The sequence below is a fragment of the Tunturibacter psychrotolerans genome (assembly GCF_040359615.1).
Classification (GTDB): Bacteria; Acidobacteriota; Terriglobia; order Terriglobales; family Acidobacteriaceae; genus Edaphobacter; species Edaphobacter psychrotolerans.
Genome location: NZ_CP132942.1, coordinates 447,712 through 471,250 on the forward strand (window position 1 = coordinate 447,712; position 23,539 = coordinate 471,250).

Sequence of the window (23,539 nt, forward strand, 5' to 3'; positions counted from 1 at the left end):
CTGCTCCTTTAAAGAAGTCGAGTGTTCAGATCCACCTGCGGCCGCAAGGTTGCGTGTTGCGCCAGAAGGTGGGTCTCCGTGGTTGAACAGGAAAGAATCGAATCGTAATCGAGAATCCCCGTGGTCCCCAGCAACAGCGGTGTGTACTCAGCGATCCTGGTATCGACACCGAGAGTAGATTGCACGCCCACCCTCATCCGGGGAAAGACGGGCGCATAGTTGGCCTTAGTGTGTGCCGGCTTTTCCTGCTCGACCAACTGCGAGACTTTTTGCTGGGTGGCAGAGACCTGGTATGGATCGCAATCGAAGAACACCGTGAACTCATTGGCCCCCCAGGCGAGCGGCTCGATGCCGGGTATGGGCTCGCCGGTGAGTTCGAAGTAGCCGACGCGGCTATAAACACCCAATTGCAACCGCTGGTAATAGTCGCGGCTCCATAAGCGCGTGCCTGCTCCGAGCGTGGTACCGGCGCCGGGCTTGTCGGCCAGGATAATCAACTCGCGCAGACGAAAATGCTCGATGAGACGCACATCTACCCCGGAGTACTGCTGGATCAACTGTTGTACTCCCGAGGGCGTTCCCCGCAATGAATAAAGCTGTCCGGCGCTTTTCAACGCAGCACGGCGCTGCTGATCGGTCCAGGAAGGATTGATGGGAAACGCGATCCAGGCTGCCAGCCAGGAGAACCACGAGCTGGGCACGGAGAGAGGATCGAACCTGGTCCACATGGTGTCGAGCGTCTTATCAAAACCGTCGAAGGTGGTTTGAAAGATCCTGAGAAAGCGGTCGAGAAATACCCGGCTCAGATCATCTTCCTGGTAGACGGCGGGAAGATACTGCAAATAACTAGATCGCGGATAGCTAATCTGGATAGATTCCAGCAAGGGAGACGCAATGACATTGCTGTTGAGTTGCACCTGTAAGCGGAGGTAGCGGCCTGGGGCGCTTTGCACCAGGCAATCTGGATTGTTGCCGGTAAGGGCCAGAGAACAACCCTGGTTAGCGGGAGAATAGGCTGAGCAATCGGCATTGAACTGTGCTTCTTCGAGGTTCCAAGTATCGGTAGCTGCGGTTTCCGTAGACACCAAGATTCCTGTACCGGTCGGCACGGTGGCCTTGAGCTGAATGCGGTCCCAAACACAGTTCTCTATGCCGCTGTCGAGTGTCGCGGTGGTCAATGTGCCGCTGGTCAAATAGCTGCCGCAGGTGGGGATGGCTACCAGGTTGGGCTGCTGAGCACAATGCGGCAGCAGAATTGCCAGAAGTTGCTCACCCGGGATCCATATCAAATCGAGCAGCCGTCCCTGAACCCCGGTGACGCCAATGCCTACGGGGCGGAATCCTGCGCCGGCTGAGACTTCAAATTTATAGACCAGGGCGGTCGACGTTCCCACGTAGAGATAGCAGCCCGTGGCGTCAAACGTAAGGCAGCCGGCCTCAGCAACCGCAGGCAGAGAGTTCACGGGGATAGTTTGGCCTGGTGCGTAGATATAGATATTGGGGCTGTCCAAGACCGCGAGGGTACCGTCGGGCCCAAGGGCCAATCCGGTCGGGCTTTTTAATCCACCAATAGGAGCTGCCAAGCTGCCGTCGCGGTACATTCGCTGGACGCGCCCGTTTCCTCGATCGGCGATATAGATCAAACCACAGCGATCTACGGCGACTTTCCAGGGAGCGCTGAACTCGCCCTCTGCAATGCCTGCGCTGCCTGAACCCCACACCGCCAGCAGCGCGTTGGGGAAACGGGAGAAAATCTTTACCTGGTGATTGCCGGTATCGGCAACGATGTAAGAGCCGTCGTCCGCCACAGCGAGCCCCTGCGGATGACGAAAACTCCGGGCTTGCTTTCCCTTGCCGCCGAATCCGGCGATGGCAGCAAACTCTCTCCGTTGTTCAAGGTCGAGCACCTTGATGCGATTGACGGCGTCGTCGAGCAGATAGAGCTTGCCATCATTTTTTCCCAGAGCGAACGCGATAGGGTAGTCGAGTTGCCCGGTCAGTGCCGGCAGGAATGGAAGCGGCTGCCCCGTGACACAATCCACTACCCAACCCTGGGGAGTTACTGGCTTGTCCGGCTGCGCCGAGGTAGGACTACTGGGGCACCACGCCGGCGGCACAGCACTCGAAGCCGCCGCAGGCTGACCGGCGGAACAATTTGGCGCAAGGCCGGCAGCGATGACAGGCGACAACTGGCTTGTGGTCGCCTGCCAGCCTATGACTGGATCGAGCTCAATGAAGGTACCGGTCTGAGGAATCTTCATCATGAGTAGGTGACGATGACACCGTGGTTTGCGGAGTAAACGATTTCGTCGGGCATAATCGAGACGTCGGTGCATGGAGTCTGCAACACGGAATCGACGTAGGTCTGGAGAGTTCCCTTGATGAGGAGGACTCCGGTCACATTGAAAATCTGGCGATAGGTTTCGGCGAAGTAGATCGTCCCCCCGAAGTCCCACCCGGTTTTATTCGCGCCGCCAGGCGGGAGCGGATTGAAATAAACAAGCAACTGTTTCAGCACTGCATCGCCTACCGTGCCCAGGTCGAAAGCCGGGTTCGCCACTACCTGCACTTCAATACGTACCTGGCGATAATGCGGGGGAGCAACATAGAGCTCGCAGGTCAATAGCCGGCGCGCGTCAAGATAATTGGCAACTAACTGCAGGGTGTTTTCGCTGGGGACAGGAGGCAACTGCAGGCTGTCGGGAATGACGAAAACGGTAACCGCTCCTGGAATGGGCACTTCGACACGGGGACTACCATCGATCACGGAGCTCAAGACGCGGAAGTTGGGATTCAGCAAAGGGAAAGCCTGCGCCCGCTTGATCTGTGCCCCCGGCGTCTGGGTCGCCAGGAAGGCAAAGTCGCTCACTGTCACTGCGCGGTTCTGCGTCCTTAAGATCATCGGCGCGCTGTCTTCCGCGTCTTGCACCGACTCCTCGTCGGCGCCGCCGTAGGATGGGAGCGGATTGCTAACCCCCTGAAGGTTGGGGATAGATGCAAGCAGAGTGGTGATGGTGTTGGCGCCGGAATTGGCCGCCGCTCCGCCACCCCACTTGTACGTTGTTGCCATCACATTGGTTTGGTCCGCGCTGTCGAGATTGCTGCCGTTGCCAGGTAAGCGGGGCGGAATCCCTCCGTGGATACCGTCCCCGAAGGTGACCAGGCCGGTGGCATCATCGAGGGTGTAAACCTGGGACATGGCTGTGTACCCGTCGAAGTCGTCGACTTCTGTCCAGGGTGCGTAGCCATTTCCATCATCCACCGCGATGGTGCCAGAGAGAATGGGAAAGTTTGCCAGTTGAAACGTCTGGTTGGGGCGGCCATTCGAGGCTCCCAGCAGCTCTGCCGTTTCTGTCACAGAGTTGGTTGCTGACACCGTATCGAGCAGAATACCCGACAGCATGGGAACATTGTCATAGCCGGAGCCGACCAGGCTCTGGATGAAATAGCGAATCCAAAACAGCGGCTGATCACCGGGTTTGGTGAGCAGACCAAACTGCTGCAGCTGTCCATCGGTAGGAGCGGTGAACGTGACATAACCGCTTTTGGTTAACGCCGAGGTTGTATCATTTTGCACCTGCAGTTGCGTCCATTGGCCGTTCCAGTACTGCCAGTTCGCCTCTACCGACGGCGCGGCAAGGGTTGGCGTCCCCACGCCGCCCTGCACCGGCGCCGGAGTAGGGCCTTGGGCAACATGGATGGTCAAACGGTTTGTTCCGGCGGGAAAAGTGTTATCAAACCCGAGGTAGAGCGCGGCATTGGCTTGCGGGGTTACACTCAGCGGCGGATAGCCGAGCGAAGCGTACAAGGCGTTCGCCGCGGTATAGTCGGTAAACTGTAAACCGTTGTAGCTCTGGACCGAGACCAGCGTGAGCCCGGTAACGAGAAGGTCGAAGTCGGTCTCGAAGACTACCTGCTGGCCACTGGAACCACTGCCCAAAGCCACCTGGGTTCCAGCCAGAACAGAAGTTGCCGAAGCCTTTGGAACCAGCGTGAATTGCAGTTCTGTCACCGCCGGCGAAGGCGCAGTCAAAGGAATTCCGACCAGTTCCAGGAACTTGATGAAATTCTTCTGCGGCACCTGATTGATACGGTAGACAAGAATTTCCGCTAACCAGGCGAAGAGCTGAACCAAAGTTACGCCGGGATCGCTGTCGTTCAGGTCAGTCCACTCCGGCGTGTAAGCCGGAATGCGGCGTATCAGCTCCTGATACAGTTGCTCAAAGGTACGATCGTCGAGATTTATTTCGGGCAAAGGCATTAACCCACTCCCTCCTGCAAGTACAAGGGATAGACCAGGTTGAAGAGCTCGTTGGTGGAGCTGATCTGATAGTCAATGACGATGAGTACCTGGCTGGGCTGGCTCCCTTGCTGCACGGAAACATTCACCTGCTGGATACGTGGCTCCCACTGGGCAAGCGCGGAGCTGACCGCGGCCGCAAGTTGAGCGCGAACCATATCACTGTTGGATTGAAAGACGTAGTTGTTCACCCCCGCCCCAAAAGTTTCCCGCATCTGCCGCTCCCCCAACGAAGTGGAGAGGATGATCCAGATCGCGTCTTGAACGCGGGTGGGCCCTGAGGAACAACTGATTCCCCCCTTAACGTTGGTACGAATGGGGAACTTCCATCCGGAACCTATGATGTCGGTAGTGCTCATGGGCACCCTCCTAAATCATTGACGATCGTCTGAATAGTCGTAACGACCGGTTGTACTGTGCTCACGACTGTGTTGAGCGCCGCTATATCGGTGGCGCTTCCCAGCGAGGGCAGCGTAATTGCCGGAACTCCAGCGATACTGAAGAGCGCTCCTCCAAGGTCCAACAACACGCCGACCGGCCCCAGCGAGTTCATGATTTGACCAGCCTGAGTCAAGGCGTTCTGTTGCGCGCACTGCAGCGTGGCTTCCAAATCACTGTTCCCACTCTGCTGAGCTGCCTGCAACTGCAAAGTGATGGGATTGAGAATTTTGATCAGGGATTCCATCTGGCTCAAGAAGCACTCCAGCACCTTGAGGATGAGACATAACAAGTCGAGGACGAAAGGAAGGATCACGGCAGGAGTTGGAATCAGCAGACAGGGCGCGAGCGCCACGGCTGCCTCACCGAATTCTTCCAGCGCGGCTACCGGGGGAACGGGCAGGCCCTTGATAATGTCGATCAACGGCTTCAGAAGCTTCAAGACATTCAGCAGGCACTGGATGCTCGCGAGAAACGGAGCTATCTGCAGCATCAGACTAAAGGTCAGGGAGCAGTCTGTAGGAATGCCCTTGGAAATATCGGCGAAGGCTTGCAAAGAGCCGCCCGTGGGGAGCTGAACCGACAACCCTCCGGCGGCGGAAGGCAGCGTGATGTCGGCACAGTTGGGCAATTGAAATAATTGCTCCAGATCAGCGTCCACCGCGATGTCGATACTGGCCATACGATGTCTTTCCTTCGACTAAATTGGGTTTCCATTGGGCGCAACTATTCGCCCATTCAGGGTCATGCTGGGTGCGATCAGTTCGAGAACACCTTGACTGCGGATGGTTATTTTCCCGTTCGACATAGTAACGGCGTTGCCATGGGCGTCCTCGACCACCAGCGCACCCAAACTACCGCCGGAGGGGGTGGAGTCGAGAAAGCGGATGCAATGGCCGTTCACGGACGTGATGCGCCGGTCGCGAACGTCCTGGCTTGGGGGAGCATCGACTCCGTTCCACAGAAATCCCACGACATAGGGGGTTCGCGTGTCACCCTTGTCGAACCCGATCAAGACTTCGTCCTGCAACTCGGGCATGAAGCAGGAACCGCGATTGTTCCCACTCATCGCAGTCGCGATGCGGATCCAGTCGCTCTCGTGGTTTGCATCCAACCATGGGTAATTGACCTTAATCTTGCCTACGTCGACCTGCGTCACCAACCCGATGACCAATCCGCTAATCTGGCTCATAGTCCTCCTTATCGCTTTCCTGCTAAGTTGGATCCGTTTCCATGCGCGCGGAAAATTCAGTGGTGTAGCCGCTATCCCCTATGGTGTGTGTGGTGCTCGTAACGTGATAGAGCCCGTTGTAGCGGCCGAGCCCCTTGATCCTGATCTTGTTGCCTGAACGCAGGTCGGGCAGGCCAACCGTTTTTCCTTTGCCCTCGATGAGCACCTGTGCCAGAATGCGCAGTCTTCGCTTGGCTGCAGTCTTGGCCTCGTCGTCGCTCTGTACTACCAAATTTGTAACCAAGTCGGTCTTCTTTGCGAGCGGCCCTTGCTGTACCCCAAAGTCGGCAGTGGGATCGATCACACCATCCTGCGCCAGGTCGGCGCGCGTCGCTAACCCCTCAAACTTCTGCTTGGTTTTCGGGTTCCAATAGCGCACAATCACCTGGTCCGGTTGATTGGCGGTTCCGAACGAGGGCTGGAAACTGATCAGCGATTTTCCCCACTCCAGAACATACGTGGGCTTTAAGGTGTACTTGCTGGGCGCGTAATGAAAGGTAACGCTACGTCGAGCCCCTTGCGTATCCTCGTCCAGCCAGATGTCGTAGCCGATTTCACGGCTGCGAAAATATAGAAAATTGATCGCGTACTTTTGATGAACATCCAAATGTTCAATGGGATTTTCTATGCCCAGATTGAGGCTGATCTCATCGTCATCCACCTCGAGATCGAGTGAGGGGATTTTCTGTCGAATGTCCTTGGCAATGCTCTGGACCAGGTCCCGGGCGATCCAGGAATCCTGCTTTTGGAAGTAGTCCTTGGTAATTTGTGTCGTGCGGAATCGTTGCAGCAGATTGACGCAGTGCACCGTCATTGTGGATGGTCCCGACTCAGGGAAATTGGGAGTCATGCGCACGATTTCACCCACCAACATGGTTTCCAGTTGATCGTTACCATTGACGTAATAACCCATGGAAAGCTCCACTTCCTGCCATGGATCGAAAATGTGCGTATCGCTGTACTTGAACCATCCCTTGCCCGGCCCGTTGCCGTCAGGATCCCAATTGTTGATGGTCAGGTCGAAGGAGTCCATGTCCGTATCGCTGTCTGTATAAGTCACGCTGAGGACGTCATACTCAGCCTGCAGGAGCGCTTGCCCGCGAACACGCACCCGATACGCCGGCACGTAGAAGTCCTGGCCGACGTAGATGTCCTGCTCGATTGCGGGAACCGATGCCACAGCTATTGCCCTCCCGTAGTAGTGGTCGAAGACGGATACGGCGGAATAGTCAAGGTTTGTCCTGGGGTGAGCAGCCGGGGGTTGGCCAATGAGTTGGCGTCAGCAATCAGGCGCCATTGCGTGGGGTCTTTGTACTGCTGATACGAAATCTGCGCCAGTGTCTCTCCCCGCACTACCTGATGGAGGGTGGTGCGATCACTCGAATGCCGTGGGGTTACCTGCAGCTGCTGAGCGATGGTCCAAGCTTCGCGGAAGCTGACATTCAACTTGGCACGAAGCGGCACGCCTTGCGGGCTGAACAGGCTGAACTCTTCACTTATGCTTTCCAGCAACAGCCAGGGAGAGATACTCGCTCCGTAACTCGTGAGCTTCCCTCCGGTTCCCCAGGCTAACTGGACCCTTGGGGGGGCGTGCAGGTTACCGTCGATCTTGAGCAACTGATAAATCTGGCCAGTCAGGCTGCGGACGTCAACAACTGGGTCGACCATGCCAAAATCGGTGGTGTCAAAAAACAGCTCCATGGTGACCTTTTCGTTTTGCCCGCGCACATACTGGACCACCGGCGCGTCGAGGCCTGGAATCACTACCTCCGCGAGTTGCAGACTTTTGCTGACGGTATAGTGTTCCGGGTTGAACAGCGCCTGGATGGGGCCGCTATTCTCCGGCAGGATGGTCAGTTTCTCAAGCGGCATGGTCAGCGTCCATCAATCAGGTCGGATACGTACGCGCTATTCTCAAGCCGGTCGTCGCGCCGGCGCAGGTCATCGTGGTGATTCTGAGCTTTTAACTGGGCCATCACCAGGCCTACTAGTTTTTTCACCTCTGCCGGACCTAGCGTTCCCACACTCTCGGTGATCTCTATTTCTGTATGTACTTCGTTGATGTGAATGTCTTGCATGATGCCTTTCCGCCGGTCTTATGCACCGAGCTCCATGTCAAGTCCTTCGTGAGAAATTTCGAGCGATTCGATAGCGACGGTACTTTGTGTGGCATTGAGCGTGGGCCCCACCCACTTGGTGGGAATGCCTCGCTTAAACCTCCAGATCTTCGCCGCTGCCTGGGTGCTGTCGAGCAACACGACCAGTCCATCCTTGCGCGTACCAAGCCCTTGCACCCAGTCGTAATGCCAGCTCCAAAGATCGTCATCGAGAGAGATAACGCCGTGCTTCAAGATCAGATTCGAGTAGGTGGCACGGGTGGCGAAGCGATGCACGTAGTCGTTTACACCGCCCTCGCGGTAGTCCATGATTTCGACGGATGCGTCGAGGCCCGTGCATTCTGAAAAACCGGGGATGCTGTAGTCGATCGATCCCGTAATCAATGTCGCATCCACGCTGGAGTTGTCGATCAGCGTCACGTAAAAATTGAAGCTGCCGACAGGATCGATGCGTAATGGATTACTGCCCATGATCAGCTCTCCACAACCTGCGCGCCGGAAGCATCCTGGCGGATTTCAAATACGAGAAACTCCATGGGCGCCGCGATGGCGATGCCAATCTGGCAGATCAGCTGGCCCTGATCGATGGCGGTCTGCGGATTATTGGTCGTATCACACTTCACGTAGAAAGCGTCTGCCGGCTTGGCGCCCTGGAGACCCCCCTTCGACCAGATGCCGGTGAGCAGCACGGTCAGGGAATGGGTTAAGGAGCTGCGCAAGGCATCATCGTTACTCTGAAACACAACCCATCGACTGGAACGCTCAACCGTCTCTTCAATCGCGGACATTAGTCGGCGCACGTGAATGAAGCGCCAATTGTCATCGCTGGCAGGAGCTAGGGAGCGGGCACCCCAGACGCGGATACCGCGACCGGGAAAGGTGCGGATGGCATTGATGTTGTTCAGGTTGAGGCCTTGCTGCTGGAGGTCAGAAATGGCCTGCTCGACATCCACAACAAACTGCAGTTCCACGTTGGCCGGGGGACGCTGCACGCCGTAGGCGAGGTCAGTCTGCGCATAGGCGCCGGCGATGTAACCGGATGGGGGAATGTTTCTGGTTGGGCCGTCGAGTTGCAAAGCATCGGGCGAAGCCAGCCAAGGGTAATAAATGGCCGCAAAACGCGAAGACGGGGAGCCTACAAATCCATTTGCCAGCGGCCAGGTCTGTACTGCGCCGATCTGCAACATGTCTGGCGGATCGATGAGAGCCACACGGTAGCGGAGCCGGGCACATTGGTCAATCATGAGTCGCTGCAGTTGAAGGCTGTCTTGCGCACTGAGCGGAGTGGCCACAGCAGTCGGATCGGAGGCAACCGCACTGACAGGAGACGAAACGGGCGGGAGGCATTCATCGGCCGGCGACGGGGACAAGTGCAGCACCTGAGGAGTTTCGAATACAGCGTCGGGAATAGCGACAATCCCGATCTGCTCGACATGCTCGAGCAGTTGCAAGCCGCGTAAGTCACTGGGGCCGCCGCTGAAGTCATTCAAGGTAATCGCCGCGAGACCGTCGCGCCCGCCCTGGAGGTAGAACGTTCCGGCGGACAATGGCTCCGCCGCGCTGAGTTGGATCGGCGCCGCCGTCCCCAACACCTCGAGCCGGATTAGGTTCGATTGTTGTTGCAGTATTGCTGGCGCGTAATTGTAACTGCCTGGATCTGTGAGAGTGAGGTTGCGGTAATACTCATCCTCGGTCGGAGAGCCCTGCGGGCCGTTGTCCACATAGACGCGGAGCGCGAAGGTGGCTCCTTGTGGCGGCGAGATCTGAATACGGAGCGTGTTGCCCCACTTGCCGCGGCTGGCAGCGCAGATCCTGCACGCCCCTGGGAAACGGGAGACCGCCGCGCCAACGGCGATACTATTTTGCAGGCTAGCGGCCAGCAGGATCTGTCCACTGCCCAACAAAGCAGCGACATGGACCAGTTGGGTGATACCACCGCCGCTAATGGACAGTAGATCGCCCACAGCCGGAGCAACAGTTGCGGCCAGGACACACACAAACGGATTAACCACCTTGCTCACCGTGCCGATTGGCAACGGCGCGCCAGAGGGCAGGCTGAAAAAAGCACGAGCAGCATTTTGCGTTGGATCCGCCGAGATCGTCGTGGCGACGCGGGCGACGAAGCAGTCTTTTCCGCCGTTGGCGAAAAACGCTCTCACCGCATAGGCAAGATAGCCATATTCCTGAAAGCTCCCGAAGGTGGTCAGGAATTGTTTCCAACTGCTGATATTTACCACCGCTTGCGAGCCGTCGAACGTAGCCGGGGGGAAATCTTCCGGCAGCGGTCCACGCTGGGCAAAGCCAACAAACCCAGCGATGTCGGTGCGCACCAACTGCAACACTGGTTGCGGCGCGACCTGTGGAGTGCGGTAAACACCGGGAGTGAGGTAGGTGGTAATGGTCAAGCCTCCGGCTACGATACGACCACGAGTTCCAACCCCTCGTGGACAATTTCAAGCGTCTCAATGGCTACTTCACTGGTCTTGCCATTCATCGCGGGGCCCTCAAGCTTCGCCGGCCAGCCTTGGGTGAAATTCCAACTCAACACAGGTTTTCGCGCCTCGTCAAGCAAGGTGATGGTGCCGGTAGTTCGCTGTGGAGTGCCATCGAGCACTGTCTGTCGCCAGGTCCACAGAGAGGTGTCTTGTGTGTAACCGCGCTTAAGAACAATATTGATGTATTTATCGAGCCCTTTGAGTTTGCGCACAGTTGTAACTTCATCACCTTCTCGGTATTCGATGACGTTAGTGTCTGAGGTCAGTCCGCTTACTTCACTGAAACCGGCTCGGGTGACGCCATCAATCTCGATCAAAAAGTTGAATTGACCGTAAGGATCGTTACGGGCTCCTGATGCCATGACTTCTCTCCTATTGTTCCGTTATGTCAGAACCGCCGTACCATTGGCCGATACGGAAAATGACAAACTCGGCAGGCTTCACTGGAGCGATGCCGATGATACAGATCAAGCGCCCGGCGTCAATATCTGCCTGGGTCATCGTGGTGTTGTCGCATCTCACAAAAAAGGCTTGGTCTTTCGTTGCGCCTTGCAGTACACCGTCTCGCCACAGACCGGTGAGAAAGTCGCTGACACTGCGTACCACTCGCCTCCAGGTAGGGTCGGAGTTGATATCAAATACCACCCACTGTGTGCCTCGTTGAATGGACGATTCCACGAAAATGAAGATGCGGCGAACGTTTATGTACTGCCAGTCGGGATCGGTGCTTGTGGTGCGCCCACCCCAAACCAAGTTCCCGGCGCCCGTGAAATAGCGGAGAACATTCACACCTTTGACATTCAGAATCGCCTGCTGCTGATTGTTGGTTTGCAATTGCAACTTGACGATGCCGTTAATCACTTCGTTCGCCGGATCCTTCTGCACTCCGACATTCGTGTCGCTACGCGCGTAGATCCCTGCCATGTGGCCGCAAGGTGGAACCAGCAACTGCACGCCGGTATTAGGATTAGCAACGTAAAGCCAGGGATAGTAATAGGCCGCGTACTCTGAGTTGACCGAAGGATTGTTATTCTCCGGCTGTCCAGCGGATACGGGAGACTCGAGAATGGCGAAACGGTTCTTGAGCGATTCGCATTGCGACTGCAACATACCCGCGATGGTGGTATTGGCCGGCCCAAAGTAATACTCATCTGGGCAGCAGACTATAGCAATCTCGTCCACGTCCGCCAAGGCAGTCAGACCCGTCTTTTGTGTCGGATCCTCGTCAGTGCCCTGGAAGTCTTCAGGTACCAGTTGAGCCGTCGCTTTGCTAAAAGCACCAAGTACTGGGGCCTTGAGTGGGGGCACGACTATTGTAAGTGTACCGGTTACAGTTAGGTTCCCACGCATAAGAGGGTCTGAAAGGTTGAGGCGTCCTGCCCCATCGAGCGATGCCTGGGCCCCGACCACGACATCGGTGCTTATAGCAGCGATCAGGTCCCCCAGGAGTTTGATAGGACCGGCCGCGGCGCTCACAGTAAAGGTCACGGTGGCTGCTCCCGCGGTGAGCACGAGAGTTTCCGTGTCAGGCAACGGTGTTGGCGCCGTTAGACCGCCAACGGCACCGACGAGAAGGTTTGGATTAAGCCCGTCACCGCCTCCTTGAAGCAGGATCGGAGTGCCGGCATTGTTCAGGGTGGCAGCGGCGGCCGAAAAGCCGCCCAGCGTTGTCCCTGCCACGGCAAGCGTGCCGGTGGCGGCAAGGTTGTTGCGTAATTGCGGATCCTGAATGTTCAGCCGACCGCTGGCGTCGAGAGAAGCCTTGGCGCCGACTACCGCATCGGCATTGATTGCCTTTATAAGATCCGAGACGCTCTTGATCGGGCCAGCACTGGCATTCACCTTAAAGGTAACTGTCGCGGCACCGGCTGTGAGCACCAGTGTGCCACCGTCCGGCAGGGCAGAGTTGCCCGTCAAAGCGGTAGTGGAGCCAACTAACAAGTTTAGATTGGAGCCACCATTCGTAGGAGAGAAAGTTCCCAGAGAAACCATAAGAAGAGTGCCCGTTAACCCAAGGCTGCCGCGACCCAGGGGGTCCACTATGGTCAGATTTCCGGCGCGGTTGAGCGAAGCCTTCGCGCCCACCGTTGTATCGAGGTTGATGTTGTTGATAAGGTCGGTTACGGTGATGATCGTCGGACCCTTTGTGGGATCCGTGTTCTGGATAAAGGAGGCCTTAGATTGTCCTGCAGTGATGATCAGAGTCGCGCCGGCCGGTAGTTGGGTGAGCGGAGTCGTGGTCTGGCTGCTCACCTGGACGTTGGGATCTGTGCCGGTGGCAGAAACGGGGTTGTTCGGTGGTCTTCCTGGAGCCGTCTGGGCGACGCTGATAAGGTTCGAGACATTATTGATGGCCCCGTCGTAAAAGGTGCTGCTTGTGGGAACCGAAGACAGGTTGTCGTAGACTTCGGCGATCGTCGGGTTTGATACCAGATCCGGAGACGGGGTTCCGGTCCAATAGAGCACGGTTAGCTTAAAGAGTGTCGGGTCGGCCAGGCCCGCATTGCTGATCTGGTAAGCGACAGTGTTTCCCCAAGCTCCCGGACCGTTGGCGCTGATGGTAATTCCGCCTACTGTTGCTGAGGCAGATAGGGCGGAGTTAGCCGGGGTTACCAAATCCTGATGGAAGACTCTTTGCACAAAGCACCGCAGCCCTCCATTTTGAAAAAAACCCTCGACCGCGTACGCGAGATAGTGGTCGCCAAGAGCGTCCTTGACATAACCTCCGTAGGCCCGCTGGTAGTCTCCAAAGCTGGTCAGCAGGGTCGGGGTAATTGCACCGCGTTCAGCGATGCCCAGGAAACCGGCGGTGCTTGTAGAGACGCCCTCAATCGGCTTGTTTCCGGTATCGATCTCTTCGACGTATACGCCTGGATAAAGGTATTCCGGCATGCTGATCTCCTTCGCTAGGTGTTCGCTGCTGCGCTCACATGTTGATCGTTGCTGAAACTGTCAGTCCTCGAATCACAGTGACAGTTGCAGTGCCCGCCGGCAGTGCGGGATAGGTTGCGGTTAGCGTCACTGCTTGTGGAAGCCCGGGCGGGTTGGCTAAGAAAATAACGAACTGTCCATCGGGGCCAGTGGTGTAAGCCGGATCGCTACCCGGTGTTTCCTGCACCAACGCGCCTGCGAGCGGAAGACCGCCGTGCATGACAGCTCCACGAATCAACGTGGAACCCGCAGGAAACGGATACGCGGTCGTGGGCAGCAGTGTGGCAAGCTGACGCTGTGTTTTGTAGGCAGCGGTTTGCCCGGGATCGCCTAGAGGTAGGTTCCGGTTGGCCAAAGTAACGTCTGGAAAGGCCGGCCAGAGCGGCGAAGGCATGGGCACTGTTACCGGAATTTGGACAGCAAGGTAATATGGTGTATCGAGTTTGCTTTTCACTACAAAAGACTGCGGTCCGGGCTTGAGGTCGGGGGCGAGAAACAGAAAGGCACCGGTGGAGTCTTTCTGTTTCCCCAGGATGGATCCGGACGAAACCGTAACATCTCCTACCAGTTGGTTGGAGTTTGTAACTCCGTCGCGCAACAGCATGGCAAACTGTAGCGTGACTTCGATCGATTCGCCCTGGACGGTGGGAAACGGCATAACCTGCTCCTACACACCTGCTGATGCTTTCTCTGCGTACGTGTTGGTAGTTGACAGCACTCTCTGTTGGAACTGCTCTTCATTGGAATCGAGCAAGGCCACGCGAACTGTGTATGTGACAGAAAGCCGGTAGGGCGTTTCAAGCGCCTGCCACACCCACGAGACTTCCTGCAGCGGAACGGTATTGAAGACCACGCGCACGACTTCTCCAGTGGTGGCAAGGGTGCCTGTGAGGTCAGAACCTTGCAATGTCGGTCGGTCGTAGAGAATCTGCAGTACTTTTCCCAGTACAATTTGCTGATCGCGGGGCGCCTTCAGCAGCGGAGTGACAAGGTAGTACAGGTCAATCGACATTGGCGGCTTTCGGATGCGGCCCCCGGTACCCTCCACGTGCGCGCGGTTCTTGAGGTATGGATCCTCGACGATTCGATAGAGGTAGACGGACAACAGGGTGGGATCACTCGAGTTTTCCTGATGCTCCGCCGGAGACTCGAGTGAGATAAGGCTTGAGCTACTAATCAACGCGACGAGGTCTGGATCAGCCTGGATCTGCTGCCATAAGACGTTGATCAATGACTGGCCGACCTCGGCTAAGATCTTGTAGTCGCTCATTCCCGCTATGTTCCTGCTCTCGGCACGGTCTTTTGCACGTTCGCTGCCATAACGGAAAGCCGCCGGAATGTAACCAGGGCCCAGTTTTTGGGCGTACACGCGGCATAAGGGCGGGCTCCCCGGTGTAACAGAGTGACAGTCATGATGTGACACTTCGGCGTTCTATCTGCGGTATGCCATTCAAAGCATTGCGACTGTTGAAGCAAAGCGTTGTGACACCAGAGAAGGCATTGTCACGCTGTCCAAAAAACATTGAGCGGATTCGTCTCAGTTGCGGTACGATTCACCGACGGAAGGGCTGGAAGGATCATGCGATTCTACTGGCTAACGCTTGGCATACTCGGCGTCTGGCGAATTACACATCTGCTTTCAGCGGAGGATGGCCCCTGGAACATGACGGTCGCAATCCGCCGGAAAGCCGGTAGCGGCTTCTGGGGCAGCCTGCTTGATTGCTTTTACTGTTTAAGCCTCTGGGTCGCGTTCCCTTTTGCATATTTGCTTGGAGAAGCGCTCAAGGAGCGGTTTTTGCTTTGGCTGGCTTTTTCCGCGGGAGCCATACTGCTTGACAAATTGGATTCAAAAGGCCCTGATCCACCCATCTATTTTGAGCACGGAGGCGACGACCATGTCATGTTGCGGAAAGACGAGAGCTCAGCTTCAGGGATCAATCTCAACACAAAAACTTAAACCGGCAGGGGGCGCTCCGCCTCCGCCTGCCGCGGCGCAAAGCATCTACTTCCGCTATTTTGGCAAGACCGGCCTCACGGTCACCGGGCCCACTTCGTCTGTGGCGTATCGCTTCGTCGCCAATGGCGCCCCTATCGCTGTGGACCCGAGAGACGCTGCCGCGCTGGCCCGCGTGCCGAGTCTGCGAGCGATTAGGTAGGCATGCACAGAAACTTCGCGAGCTTCTAGGAGCTTGGTCGTGATTCGCGACTATGAGAAGCCGGTTTTACGACCACCTGGCTTCTAACGGACACGTTATTCCCGGTCGCAATCCTAAGAATCCAGGATGACAAAATCTCGTCGCTAAGACGGCGCGGGTGCCATGGTAAGAGACTTTGACACCTTCGTCACCCCTTATCTGGCTGGCGCGTACAACGCTATTTCGTACTGGAGAGCCGATTTCAAGCTGAATTCACATCGATATTTTACTGGAGTCAGAGCTATTGGATACCAGATGGAATTCTTCAGCGATACGGGATACTGGCTTCACGATAGCGCTTTCCACATAAATCAACACCTCTGCTCGTCAGACTAAAACTTGTAGCCGGTCCACAGAGCCCAGTAGTTGAGGTTGCGCCCAGGTTGCGTCTCCTTCAGGAAACTGCCCGCATAAAAGATCCCATAATCCACCTGAAACCAGAGGTGGCGATTCGCCTGCCATCGAATCTCAGTGCCGGGCCTATGTCCGACGAATCGTGCCCGACTACCATCGGCAGGCCTGATCAGGAACCCCGGCACAGCGTAGACGCCATCCTCAAGGCTCTGTCTCCACTGAAAAATCCAGTCGACCGACACAGACACGCTATGCGGAAGCGCCGTTTCGATGTGAGGATGAACGTCAATGAAGTTGATGGGGCCGGGACCCGTTGTGGCAAGGACGCCAAAGTAGTTGCCTTTTGGAAATAACGGATTGAAGGTCCCGAGGGTATTCGAGTTTGGATGATCTCCGCTCGAGATATCAGCCTTCACGCTGAAACGTGGTTTTAAAGGCACAGTCGGAAAGCGGTAGCCGGTTTCAGTCGCGATCGTCCATGCCCGAATATTTGCCGAGCCAATGTCCCAAACTGCCAAAGGCCTTCATCGTCAAAGTCCCATCCTGGACGCTCGGTAGCTATCGGGCGAGATATCCTGGCGCCCAGCGATTGGCGCACCTCCTGCGCTGTGCCGCGTTGGAAGGTCGCCGCCTTCCGATCCAAGCCTAAGTAGTACAGGTCTAAGGAAGCTTTGTGGGGCAAAGACCGAATGGCATACACACCCCAGAAACTAACCGTACTTTCCGGTGCATTGTCGAAGAACCCAGGGTTGTCCTCGTCCGGACGCAGAGCAAAGCCATCCACTTGCCAGGAGTCGATTCTGCTCTTCACCATAAAGCCATCGAAGCTCAACCGGACATTTGGACCCTCCCGCACATCAATCAAGCGCCCGGAGCCGTACTCAAGCTCATGCCTTCCGATTCGGAGCTCGATCGATTTCGAATTTGACGAACTACTGAGTTCCAGAAACGCTGACTGAAAGTCGAGCTTCTTTTCATCGATGGGACGCGGGCCGCCTCTACGGAATGAATTTAATCCGCTCTTCAGTTCGATGAAGGTACGGACATGCCTGCCATAGTGCAAATCGAAATAGGGCATGTACCTTTCATTGAGGTACCCGTTCCAATAAGGAGATTGGCCCCAGTTGTCGTTTCCGATCTGCTCCCAGACCTCTCGGGCTTCGCCGCCTATGGTCATGTACCAGTCATCGAGGTTCTTGCGGAGCGGGATGTCTGCGCGGCGCCAAACATCCTCCAAAACTCACAATCTCAGAGTTGGACCCCGGACCACCTCAATTCTTTTCGCGAACGGACAGCACCCTACGCTACATGTTTCCCCTGAAGAGAACGGCAGATAAAAATGATTGACCTGAAGCTGTTTGCGCGCCCAAACTTTGCTGGCATCAAGTGTATGTTTCTGGCAGACGACCGCACTTGCGATGCGATGCCGCCCTGACCAACAACAAGTGGTAGCTTGCCTTGGCTTCATCCCAAATATCTATTCAAAGACATTCGTACAAGAAGGTTGCTTGCTTCTGTCGTCCGCTTCGGATCTGAGCAAGCGGTTCACTTCGCGGCTATGCCATGAAGTCCGAACGATGCAGGCCTGGAACGGTTCGCCAGATCCACGGGCATGTTGTAATCGTGAATGACAAGGTTTCCGATGACGAGCAAGTCCGGAAGCAAGCATAAGGCCGGCGGCAAAGTGTTCATCCCCCTGCCGCCACACGTAAAGGGACATGCCATCTTCGGTGGCAAAAGGATGAATATCGCTACCGGCTACACCGGACATCGGGTCCAGGGGAGCGGGTCCTCTTTGTGATGATGAACCCCAGCACAGCAGATCCGATGTTTGATGATTCCACAGTCTTCACATGTCGCAAGTATGCCGAGTCGTGGGGCTATGACGGCTATCATGTGGGGAACATATTCGCCTACCGAACCACCGATCAGAAGATGCTGCTGAAACTCCCTAACCCTATCGGTCCAGATAACGATGCACACCTGCTCGACATGGCGACCGCGGCGTCACTGGTGGTGTTCGCTTTCGGTCAACCCGGCAGCAAGGCTTTGAGAGCGCGGGGATCAGCTGTTGCTAAGCATCTCCGCGACAGTGCCGGCATTAAGTGCCACATGTTGGCCTTGAGTAGAACGGAACACCAAAACATCCGCTCTATCAGATCAACTCTCTTCAAGCCTCAATCTCAAACTTCTAATCCGGTAGTACGCAATGCCCGCATCACTCATCTGATCCCACTTCGAAGAATGGGCCTCATCTCACGGTTACGACATCGCCCCGCCGTGTCTCCAATCGACATCCGAAAGTATGCAGACCGTGATATCCAGGCGGCATTCGATGCATGGAAAATGGAGCAGGGCAGGTGGTGCGCATGCTCATGGAATCGACGCTTGAAACGGATGCCCTGAGGGAGCGAATCAACTCTTTAGCTAAGCCGCAGTAATGGCATTTTAGCTCTTCGGAATCTTTGCCTGCACCGAGTCCAGATTGAGGCACTCTGCTGGAACGCAAGGCAGCGGTTTGAAGTTGTAGTCTCTCAGTCTTCCAAGCTCTTGAAAATATCGGAAATAATCTTGCGAAGTGGGCGGAGCAACGACAGCTATAATGCGGACCTCGGCCTTACCGCTGCCATTCACACGGCCCGTCCATGTGCCTTCTACCGGATCGTATTGGACCGGAGAAAACCCTTGCGGCCAAACATAGCCGGTCGAATCATCCCTCGTGAGCACCCAGATTTCGTGTCCTTTCGGGAGTTTCTTCAGTGTTCCCCGGATCGCGTAACTAAAACCACCTCCCAAAGGCTCACGTCCGCCAAGCATCTCCTGAGGTCTCGGCGAAATAATCTTGATCTTGTGGGGACGAACGGCTCGAACGACAGCCGCCAAAGCATTCCAAATTGCGTTACCGGCAACACCTTGCGTTATCGGGTCCATCGCAATCAGTTTCCACCATCGTCTTTCTTTAATACTTTCGCAGCTTTCCTCATCGTCTTTGGCAGGTCGGCTGATTTAGCTTTGACCACTTCCTTTTCGGAATTATTCGCTTTCCGCGCTGCCTTCACTGTAGCGGTGTGTATGGAAGCCGCGACCGTCTGGTCTACGAGACCACCGCTGACACCATGCTTCATGGCCTTTTTTCGGCTTTATCAATCGCTTTAAGGGCCTTTTTCTCGGGTTCCTTCTTAGCCATTTCGCAGTGCCTCGGTAGGGAACTTGGTTATTACCGCCGGCCAGCTTTCTTTGCAGGCTTCTTTACGGATTTCTTCACGGCCTTCTTATGCGGAACTGTCTCAACCGCCTTTTTCGCAACTTTTTTAGCCGGTGTCTTCTTGGCCGCAGATTTCTTCGTAACCTTCGCAGGACCTTTTTTCACAGTCTTTTTTGTAACGGCTTTCTTCGTGGCCTTTTTCGGAGATAGCTTCTTCACCGCCTTCTTCGTCACAGCCGTAGCTTCCTTCTTGACGGGTGTTTTTTTGGCAGCCTTTTTGACCGGGGCTTTCTTCGCCGGTGACTTCGTTAGAACCTCCGAAACCGTAGTCATCGCCGTGCCAACTGCGGTTTGGACGGAGCCTGCCACATCTTCTGCCATCGCGATTCCGTACCCTACCGCCTCTGCAGCCTTTTCCAGTACCGTTTTTTCAGCCATTCTCAGATCCCTCAATCATTGTGTCTATATACAGTCACGAATTGTAGAGGCATATCGAGGTATGCGCGCAAGTCTTTTGCTTACCCTTCAGATTGTTGCCTTATCCGTGTCTGGCAGACGCGCTGCGCTCTCGACGCGAACTCAGTCCACCCAACTTCCGCGCTTCGCTTGTGCAGCCGGTTGCCTGCGACTTCGTGTTGCGCCTGCGTTCTTCGCGGCTTTCTTCTTTGGTATTTGGGCAACTGTGGCTGGCTTATCAAGTTCGCCTCGTATGATTTGTCCAAATTCCTTTCGGTCTTTCGACCGCGCATAGGCTTCCGGGTGCTTGTCAGGAAGCTTTTTGAATGTCTTTTTAAGGGAGACATACATCTCATACTGCTTCTTGCCTGACGATGAATACTTAATCCAGCCAGCATTCAGGGTAGTCTCCCCGATCTTCCCCTCGGATACCAGTCCCTTTTCGCGAAGTTTGTCCAGCCCCTTCGCAATTGCGATCTTCACGAATTCCCATGAGGCGCCCTGCAGTATGCCCTGCCATATAAGCGTTCCGATGCCGACTAGCCACACCGGAGGAGGCAGTAAAGAATAGGATACTTTCGGTCCCCCCTTCTTCTTATCCTTGGCATGCACCGCACAGTACATAAAATTGAAGTAGACCAGCTCCCACATAGGGCTCGACATTGTTTCGGTCGAAACCGAGACTTCGCCGCGCCGGTTGTTTTCCAGAGTGAGATCCAGTGTGTCGAAAGAAATATTTATGAATTTTGGAAGAGTCTCAGCAGCTTTCTTAGGCATCATGAAAATATATCAGCGGTGCCGGTCTCGCTTCCTCGACGTTGCTACCTGCGCAGCCCAAAGCGTCTCATTAATTCCCGTACCAACAATCACAGGCCTTGAATGAAACGGCGCTCGCGCATCGGTTCGGCCACCAACTCAAGCATGACAAGGGAGCGAAAGTGAAACAGCCATCCGGATAGCGTGCATTAATGACAGCAAAGGCCTTTCCGTAGTTGTCAAACAGTCGGTGTTGAGCCAGCAGCTGTAGCAGCGGCCGGCGTTGTTCCTTCTGAAGCGGAGGAGTTCCCAATCCGAAAACGCCGTCGCAATAAGTCACCACCCGCTCTGGCCGAGCCAATCGCCATCGCCAGACAAGGCGATACCGAGATCAGCCAGCTCGTCGAGCAGACCATCTACATCCACAGGCTTCCTGAGGTCGATGTCGCCCTTGAAGCGATTCCAATCACAGCATCCTCGAGCGCCGACCCCATGATTGCGCCCTGATACGAAGAGTCCGATCGGTATTTGACATGCTCGTTAGATATTGGATAGCCCTGCAGATTCATATAGATCAAAGCCGAAAACGTATGTTTGATAGGCATAGCTGCTCTCGGGTCTATACTTGTTAGGCTCATGCAGAAATCCGAACAAAGCGAGATCAGCCGGGCCACAAGCCACTATCTTGTGTCGGAGGCCGGGTCTCTGGCAGGTTTCCAAAGTGGCGCTCGGCTAGGCCGGTCCTAACCCCTTCAGTGAAAGAGTAGAACTCACAGATAGGTTCTCGTCGAGCCGCCTACCACATAGCCGTGACGCAGACCACCCCAGAAGCTTGGCTAATCCCGTCAACGTGGAACGGATGTTCAGCTCTTAAGCATTTTCCTTGACGAGCCTAGAATCTGCGAGGTATTGACTTTAAAGTTCAATAACTGCCCCGACCATTGTTGCAGACTATGTTCGGTTGGGAACAGGTAAAGATGATTTAACACTAGATCCCTCAACGTCTGATAAGTGAACACATTCTTCTCGAGATCATTGGCTAATTTCTCAATCTCGTTCTTGGGAAATCGTTCAAAATGATCGAGTCGAATCGACAACTGTATCAGTCGGTTTGGGAGGCTGTCGTCCCTAAGCGCTGAAACATCTTCGTAGGTCGCTTCCAGTTCTCGGAGACCGATCGCATGGGAGACGCGCTTCAGCAAACCATAAGTGATCTCCCTGAGTAATTCTGCGAGAATCAACTCGGCACGGTCTCTAATTTCTTTATCATTTCCGGAAAAAGCCATCTTCGATCGCAACATCTCGGAAATGTCGTTAATGATTTCTCCTGATCCCTCTTGTGCCAAATTGAAAACCGCTGTCAGTATTCGTAATCCTAGGGAATAGCTCTCAAATGCGAGATCTAACTTCATATCGGCTTTGAGGCTACCTGGAAAATTCCGTAATATTTGCCCCATTAGCGTCAAGTATCGAATACCTATCACCAGCTTTGTTGCAAACGGCAGTGAGGTGCTGTAAATGACATCGGTTGCCAAAGGATCACCAACCGGTTCTATTTGCTCCCCTGCATCGTCGCGGCTTTTGTCATAGGCAAGTCGGTTTTCTTCGAGAGAAGTGCCAGGCAAATCAACCGGAGGAAGAGGCTTAATGATCGTGTTCACAAAGTGCAGATGTGAGTCAAAGTCAAATTCATGAAATTCCGCAAAAATGAGACGGGCATTGGCAATTACATGCTGAATCAAAAAGCGATCTTTCGTTAAGAACAAATAGAAGATGACTATGCTTGCGTTATCTTGTTTATAAACACTTTCGGATAATCGTTTCAACTGGTGAAATAATCTAGGCCGGCCTGTGTGTTCATCTAAGTCGGCAAGATTCTCCTGGAAGTATTTGGCCACGAAATAGCAGTAGGTATACCCGTATGCAAAGCGATATCCAAGAGCATCACTCACCAATATTCCCGCTTCCATTAGTGATGTCAGGAGCGTCTGCCCATCTATGCGAATTTTGTACTCTTCGAAGTATGAGGCGACAAGAGTCCGCCATTCTTCGGTAGAGATATAGCGTTTGCTCGCATTGAAGAGAAACCAGGCGATACGAGATAAAAATGTGATTTTTGTCCCAATATCAATTGACTTTATGCTGACGTTTGCGAGCCTAGCTGTGATCAGCGCTTCATAAACCTGACCATACGATCCGAGTCCGCAGTTTTGTGAGCCCGCAGATGCATCGTAAGTTTGAAGAAGAGTGAGAATGTTTACCGGGTAGGCTGGGAGCAGGTTACGCCCCAAAACTGTATCAATCACGCGAGTACTGTCAGCCACGTTTCTCGCGAAAGTCTCCTCGGTTTCGACAAATGTGTTCCCCAGCGAATGCCATTTACGAACTATCTGACCACGCAAGCGAAACCCAAACTCTTTTATGTCTGCAATCTGAAAGTTATCTAAGGGCCTATGCTCATGCCGCCCGGATAGTTCTTCAATGAGAAAAATGTCGTCAACGAAAAGAATGACGGAACCAAAATGAGATGTTGCGTGCTGAAGTATAAGAGATCGACCGGCTCGGTTGAAATGCACTTCGTCCCAGTCATCAATAAGTAGCACCCTTTCTTTACGATTTAAGTCGGCATAGCGACCGCGATTGCGCCGCTCATAAGCTTCGTCGATGGCCTCATCTATCGCTTCTCTAAAGGCTTCAACCGGGTGGTTGCCGACGAAGTTCTTTCCACACGCGAGTAACGAGAATTTTCCATGATTTTTGTTCGCTTCAACGAATAGGATCTTCGAAAGTGCCGTCTTGCCGCAGTCTGAAGGGCCGGCAATCACCACCCTCTCCGCCGATAGTATCGTCGAAGGCAACTCAAAACTGGCAATCTCTTTGGGAAGATCTTCTGTCACGCGTAGGCGGCGAGAAAGAGAGCGAGTTTTGAGATTCGGAAAAACGTAGATATCCGAAAGAGTTAGTTGTGGTTGCCGTGGATGTAGGAAGCCAGTTCCCGGATCACCCAACCTCTTCAACAGTCCGTTCGAGATTTGTAGCGTAGAAGATCGGTCTCGCGTGC

General features: G+C 54.8%; 22 protein-coding genes and 1 pseudogene. 3 read left to right on the plus strand and 20 right to left on the minus strand.

The features are described 5' to 3' along the window. Positions 1-8: 8 nt before the first annotated feature. From RBB77_RS01630 to RBB77_RS01695, 14 genes are read right to left on the minus strand one after another with little or no spacing between them, the layout of a single operon-like run. The gene (locus tag RBB77_RS01630) at positions 9-2,264 is read right to left on the minus strand and encodes a phage tail protein (RefSeq protein ID WP_353064442.1); all 2,256 of its coding nucleotides are present in this window, start codon (positions 2,262-2,264) and stop codon (positions 9-11) included. Continuing rightward, positions 2,261-4,261, minus strand: coding sequence for a putative baseplate assembly protein (locus RBB77_RS01635; protein ID WP_353064443.1), 2,001 nt, complete (start codon positions 4,259-4,261; stop codon positions 2,261-2,263). The genes RBB77_RS01630 and RBB77_RS01635 overlap by 4 nt, the downstream gene beginning before the upstream one ends. After that, positions 4,261-4,659, minus strand: coding sequence for a GPW/gp25 family protein (locus RBB77_RS01640; protein WP_353064444.1), 399 nt, complete (start codon positions 4,657-4,659; stop codon positions 4,261-4,263). Before RBB77_RS01640 ends, RBB77_RS01635 begins: the two co-directional genes overlap by 1 nt. Further along, positions 4,656-5,420 (minus strand): hypothetical protein, encoded by a 765-nt coding sequence (locus RBB77_RS01645; protein WP_353064445.1) that lies wholly within the window; start codon positions 5,418-5,420, stop codon positions 4,656-4,658. Before RBB77_RS01645 ends, RBB77_RS01640 begins: the two co-directional genes overlap by 4 nt. An 18-nt stretch (positions 5,421-5,438) precedes the next feature. After that, positions 5,439-5,930: a phage baseplate assembly protein V gene (locus tag RBB77_RS01650; protein WP_353064446.1), complete on the minus strand. Its 492-nt coding sequence runs from the start codon at positions 5,928-5,930 to the stop codon at positions 5,439-5,441. A 22-nt stretch (positions 5,931-5,952) separates the two neighbouring features. After that, positions 5,953-7,149, minus strand: a complete 1,197-nt coding sequence (locus RBB77_RS01655) for a phage late control D family protein (RefSeq protein ID WP_353064447.1) — start codon at positions 7,147-7,149, stop codon at positions 5,953-5,955. A 2-nt stretch (positions 7,150-7,151) separates the two neighbouring features. After that, complete coding sequence (locus RBB77_RS01660; protein ID WP_353064448.1) at positions 7,152-7,841, minus strand: LysM peptidoglycan-binding domain-containing protein; 690 nt, start codon at positions 7,839-7,841, stop codon at positions 7,152-7,154. Between the two features lie 2 nt (positions 7,842-7,843). Then, positions 7,844-8,047, minus strand: a complete 204-nt coding sequence (locus RBB77_RS01665; RefSeq protein WP_353064449.1) for a hypothetical protein — start codon at positions 8,045-8,047, stop codon at positions 7,844-7,846. An 18-nt stretch (positions 8,048-8,065) separates the two neighbouring features. After that, positions 8,066-8,557, minus strand: a complete 492-nt coding sequence (locus RBB77_RS01670) for a phage tail protein (RefSeq protein ID WP_353064450.1) — start codon at positions 8,555-8,557, stop codon at positions 8,066-8,068. Between the two features lie 2 nt (positions 8,558-8,559). Further along, positions 8,560-10,491, minus strand: coding sequence for a phage tail sheath C-terminal domain-containing protein (locus RBB77_RS01675; protein ID WP_353064451.1), 1,932 nt, complete (start codon positions 10,489-10,491; stop codon positions 8,560-8,562). Positions 10,492-10,499: 8 nt separating this feature from the next. Further along, the gene (locus tag RBB77_RS01680; RefSeq protein WP_353064452.1) at positions 10,500-10,943 is read right to left on the minus strand and encodes a phage tail protein; all 444 of its coding nucleotides are present in this window, start codon (positions 10,941-10,943) and stop codon (positions 10,500-10,502) included. 10 nt (positions 10,944-10,953) lie between these two features. Further along, positions 10,954-13,473: a phage tail sheath C-terminal domain-containing protein gene (locus RBB77_RS01685; RefSeq protein ID WP_353064453.1), complete on the minus strand. Its 2,520-nt coding sequence runs from the start codon at positions 13,471-13,473 to the stop codon at positions 10,954-10,956. Positions 13,474-13,507: 34 nt separating this feature from the next. After that, a complete protein-coding gene (locus RBB77_RS01690; RefSeq protein ID WP_353064454.1) occupies positions 13,508-14,170 on the minus strand; it encodes a hypothetical protein in 663 nt (220 codons plus the stop codon). Positions 14,171-14,179: 9 nt separating this feature from the next. Then, positions 14,180-14,782, minus strand: coding sequence for a DUF4255 domain-containing protein (locus RBB77_RS01695; protein ID WP_353064455.1), 603 nt, complete (start codon positions 14,780-14,782; stop codon positions 14,180-14,182). A gap of 309 nt (positions 14,783-15,091) precedes the next feature. Here RBB77_RS01695 and RBB77_RS01700 point away from each other — a divergent pair, with 309 nt between their 5' ends. Continuing rightward, the gene (locus tag RBB77_RS01700) at positions 15,092-15,469 is read left to right on the plus strand and encodes a DUF1360 domain-containing protein (protein ID WP_353064456.1); all 378 of its coding nucleotides are present in this window, start codon (positions 15,092-15,094) and stop codon (positions 15,467-15,469) included. 570 nt (positions 15,470-16,039) lie between these two features. Here RBB77_RS01700 and RBB77_RS01705 read toward each other — a convergent pair. Further along, a pseudogene (locus RBB77_RS01705) lies at positions 16,040-17,238 on the minus strand (alginate export family protein). A gap of 465 nt (positions 17,239-17,703) precedes the next feature. Here RBB77_RS01705 and RBB77_RS01710 point away from each other — a divergent pair. After that, positions 17,704-17,862, plus strand: a complete 159-nt coding sequence (locus tag RBB77_RS01710) for a hypothetical protein (RefSeq protein WP_353064457.1) — start codon at positions 17,704-17,706, stop codon at positions 17,860-17,862. Continuing rightward, entirely contained in the window at positions 17,862-18,467 is a 606-nt protein-coding gene (locus RBB77_RS01715) for a DUF1643 domain-containing protein (RefSeq protein WP_353064458.1), read from the plus strand. The genes RBB77_RS01710 and RBB77_RS01715 overlap by 1 nt, the downstream gene beginning before the upstream one ends. A 42-nt stretch (positions 18,468-18,509) precedes the next feature. On the opposite strand, the gene RBB77_RS01720 is transcribed toward RBB77_RS01715, so the two are convergent. The 5 genes from RBB77_RS01720 to RBB77_RS01740 form a co-directional block, all read right to left on the minus strand. Next, positions 18,510-18,992, minus strand: a complete 483-nt coding sequence (locus RBB77_RS01720) for a hypothetical protein (RefSeq protein ID WP_353064459.1) — start codon at positions 18,990-18,992, stop codon at positions 18,510-18,512. Positions 18,993-19,278: 286 nt separating this feature from the next. Continuing rightward, positions 19,279-19,704 (minus strand): hypothetical protein, encoded by a 426-nt coding sequence (locus tag RBB77_RS01725; protein WP_353064460.1) that lies wholly within the window; start codon positions 19,702-19,704, stop codon positions 19,279-19,281. A gap of 141 nt (positions 19,705-19,845) precedes the next feature. Further along, on the minus strand, positions 19,846-20,502 hold the full coding sequence (locus RBB77_RS01730; protein WP_353064461.1) for a hypothetical protein: 657 nt from the start codon (positions 20,500-20,502) through the stop codon (positions 19,846-19,848). A gap of 392 nt (positions 20,503-20,894) precedes the next feature. Then, a complete protein-coding gene (locus tag RBB77_RS01735; RefSeq protein WP_353064462.1) occupies positions 20,895-21,083 on the minus strand; it encodes a hypothetical protein in 189 nt (62 codons plus the stop codon). 258 nt (positions 21,084-21,341) lie between these two features. Next, the gene (locus tag RBB77_RS01740; protein WP_353064463.1) at positions 21,342-23,375 is read right to left on the minus strand and encodes an STAND family AAA ATPase; all 2,034 of its coding nucleotides are present in this window, start codon (positions 23,373-23,375) and stop codon (positions 21,342-21,344) included. Between the last annotated feature and the right edge of the window lie 164 nt (positions 23,376-23,539).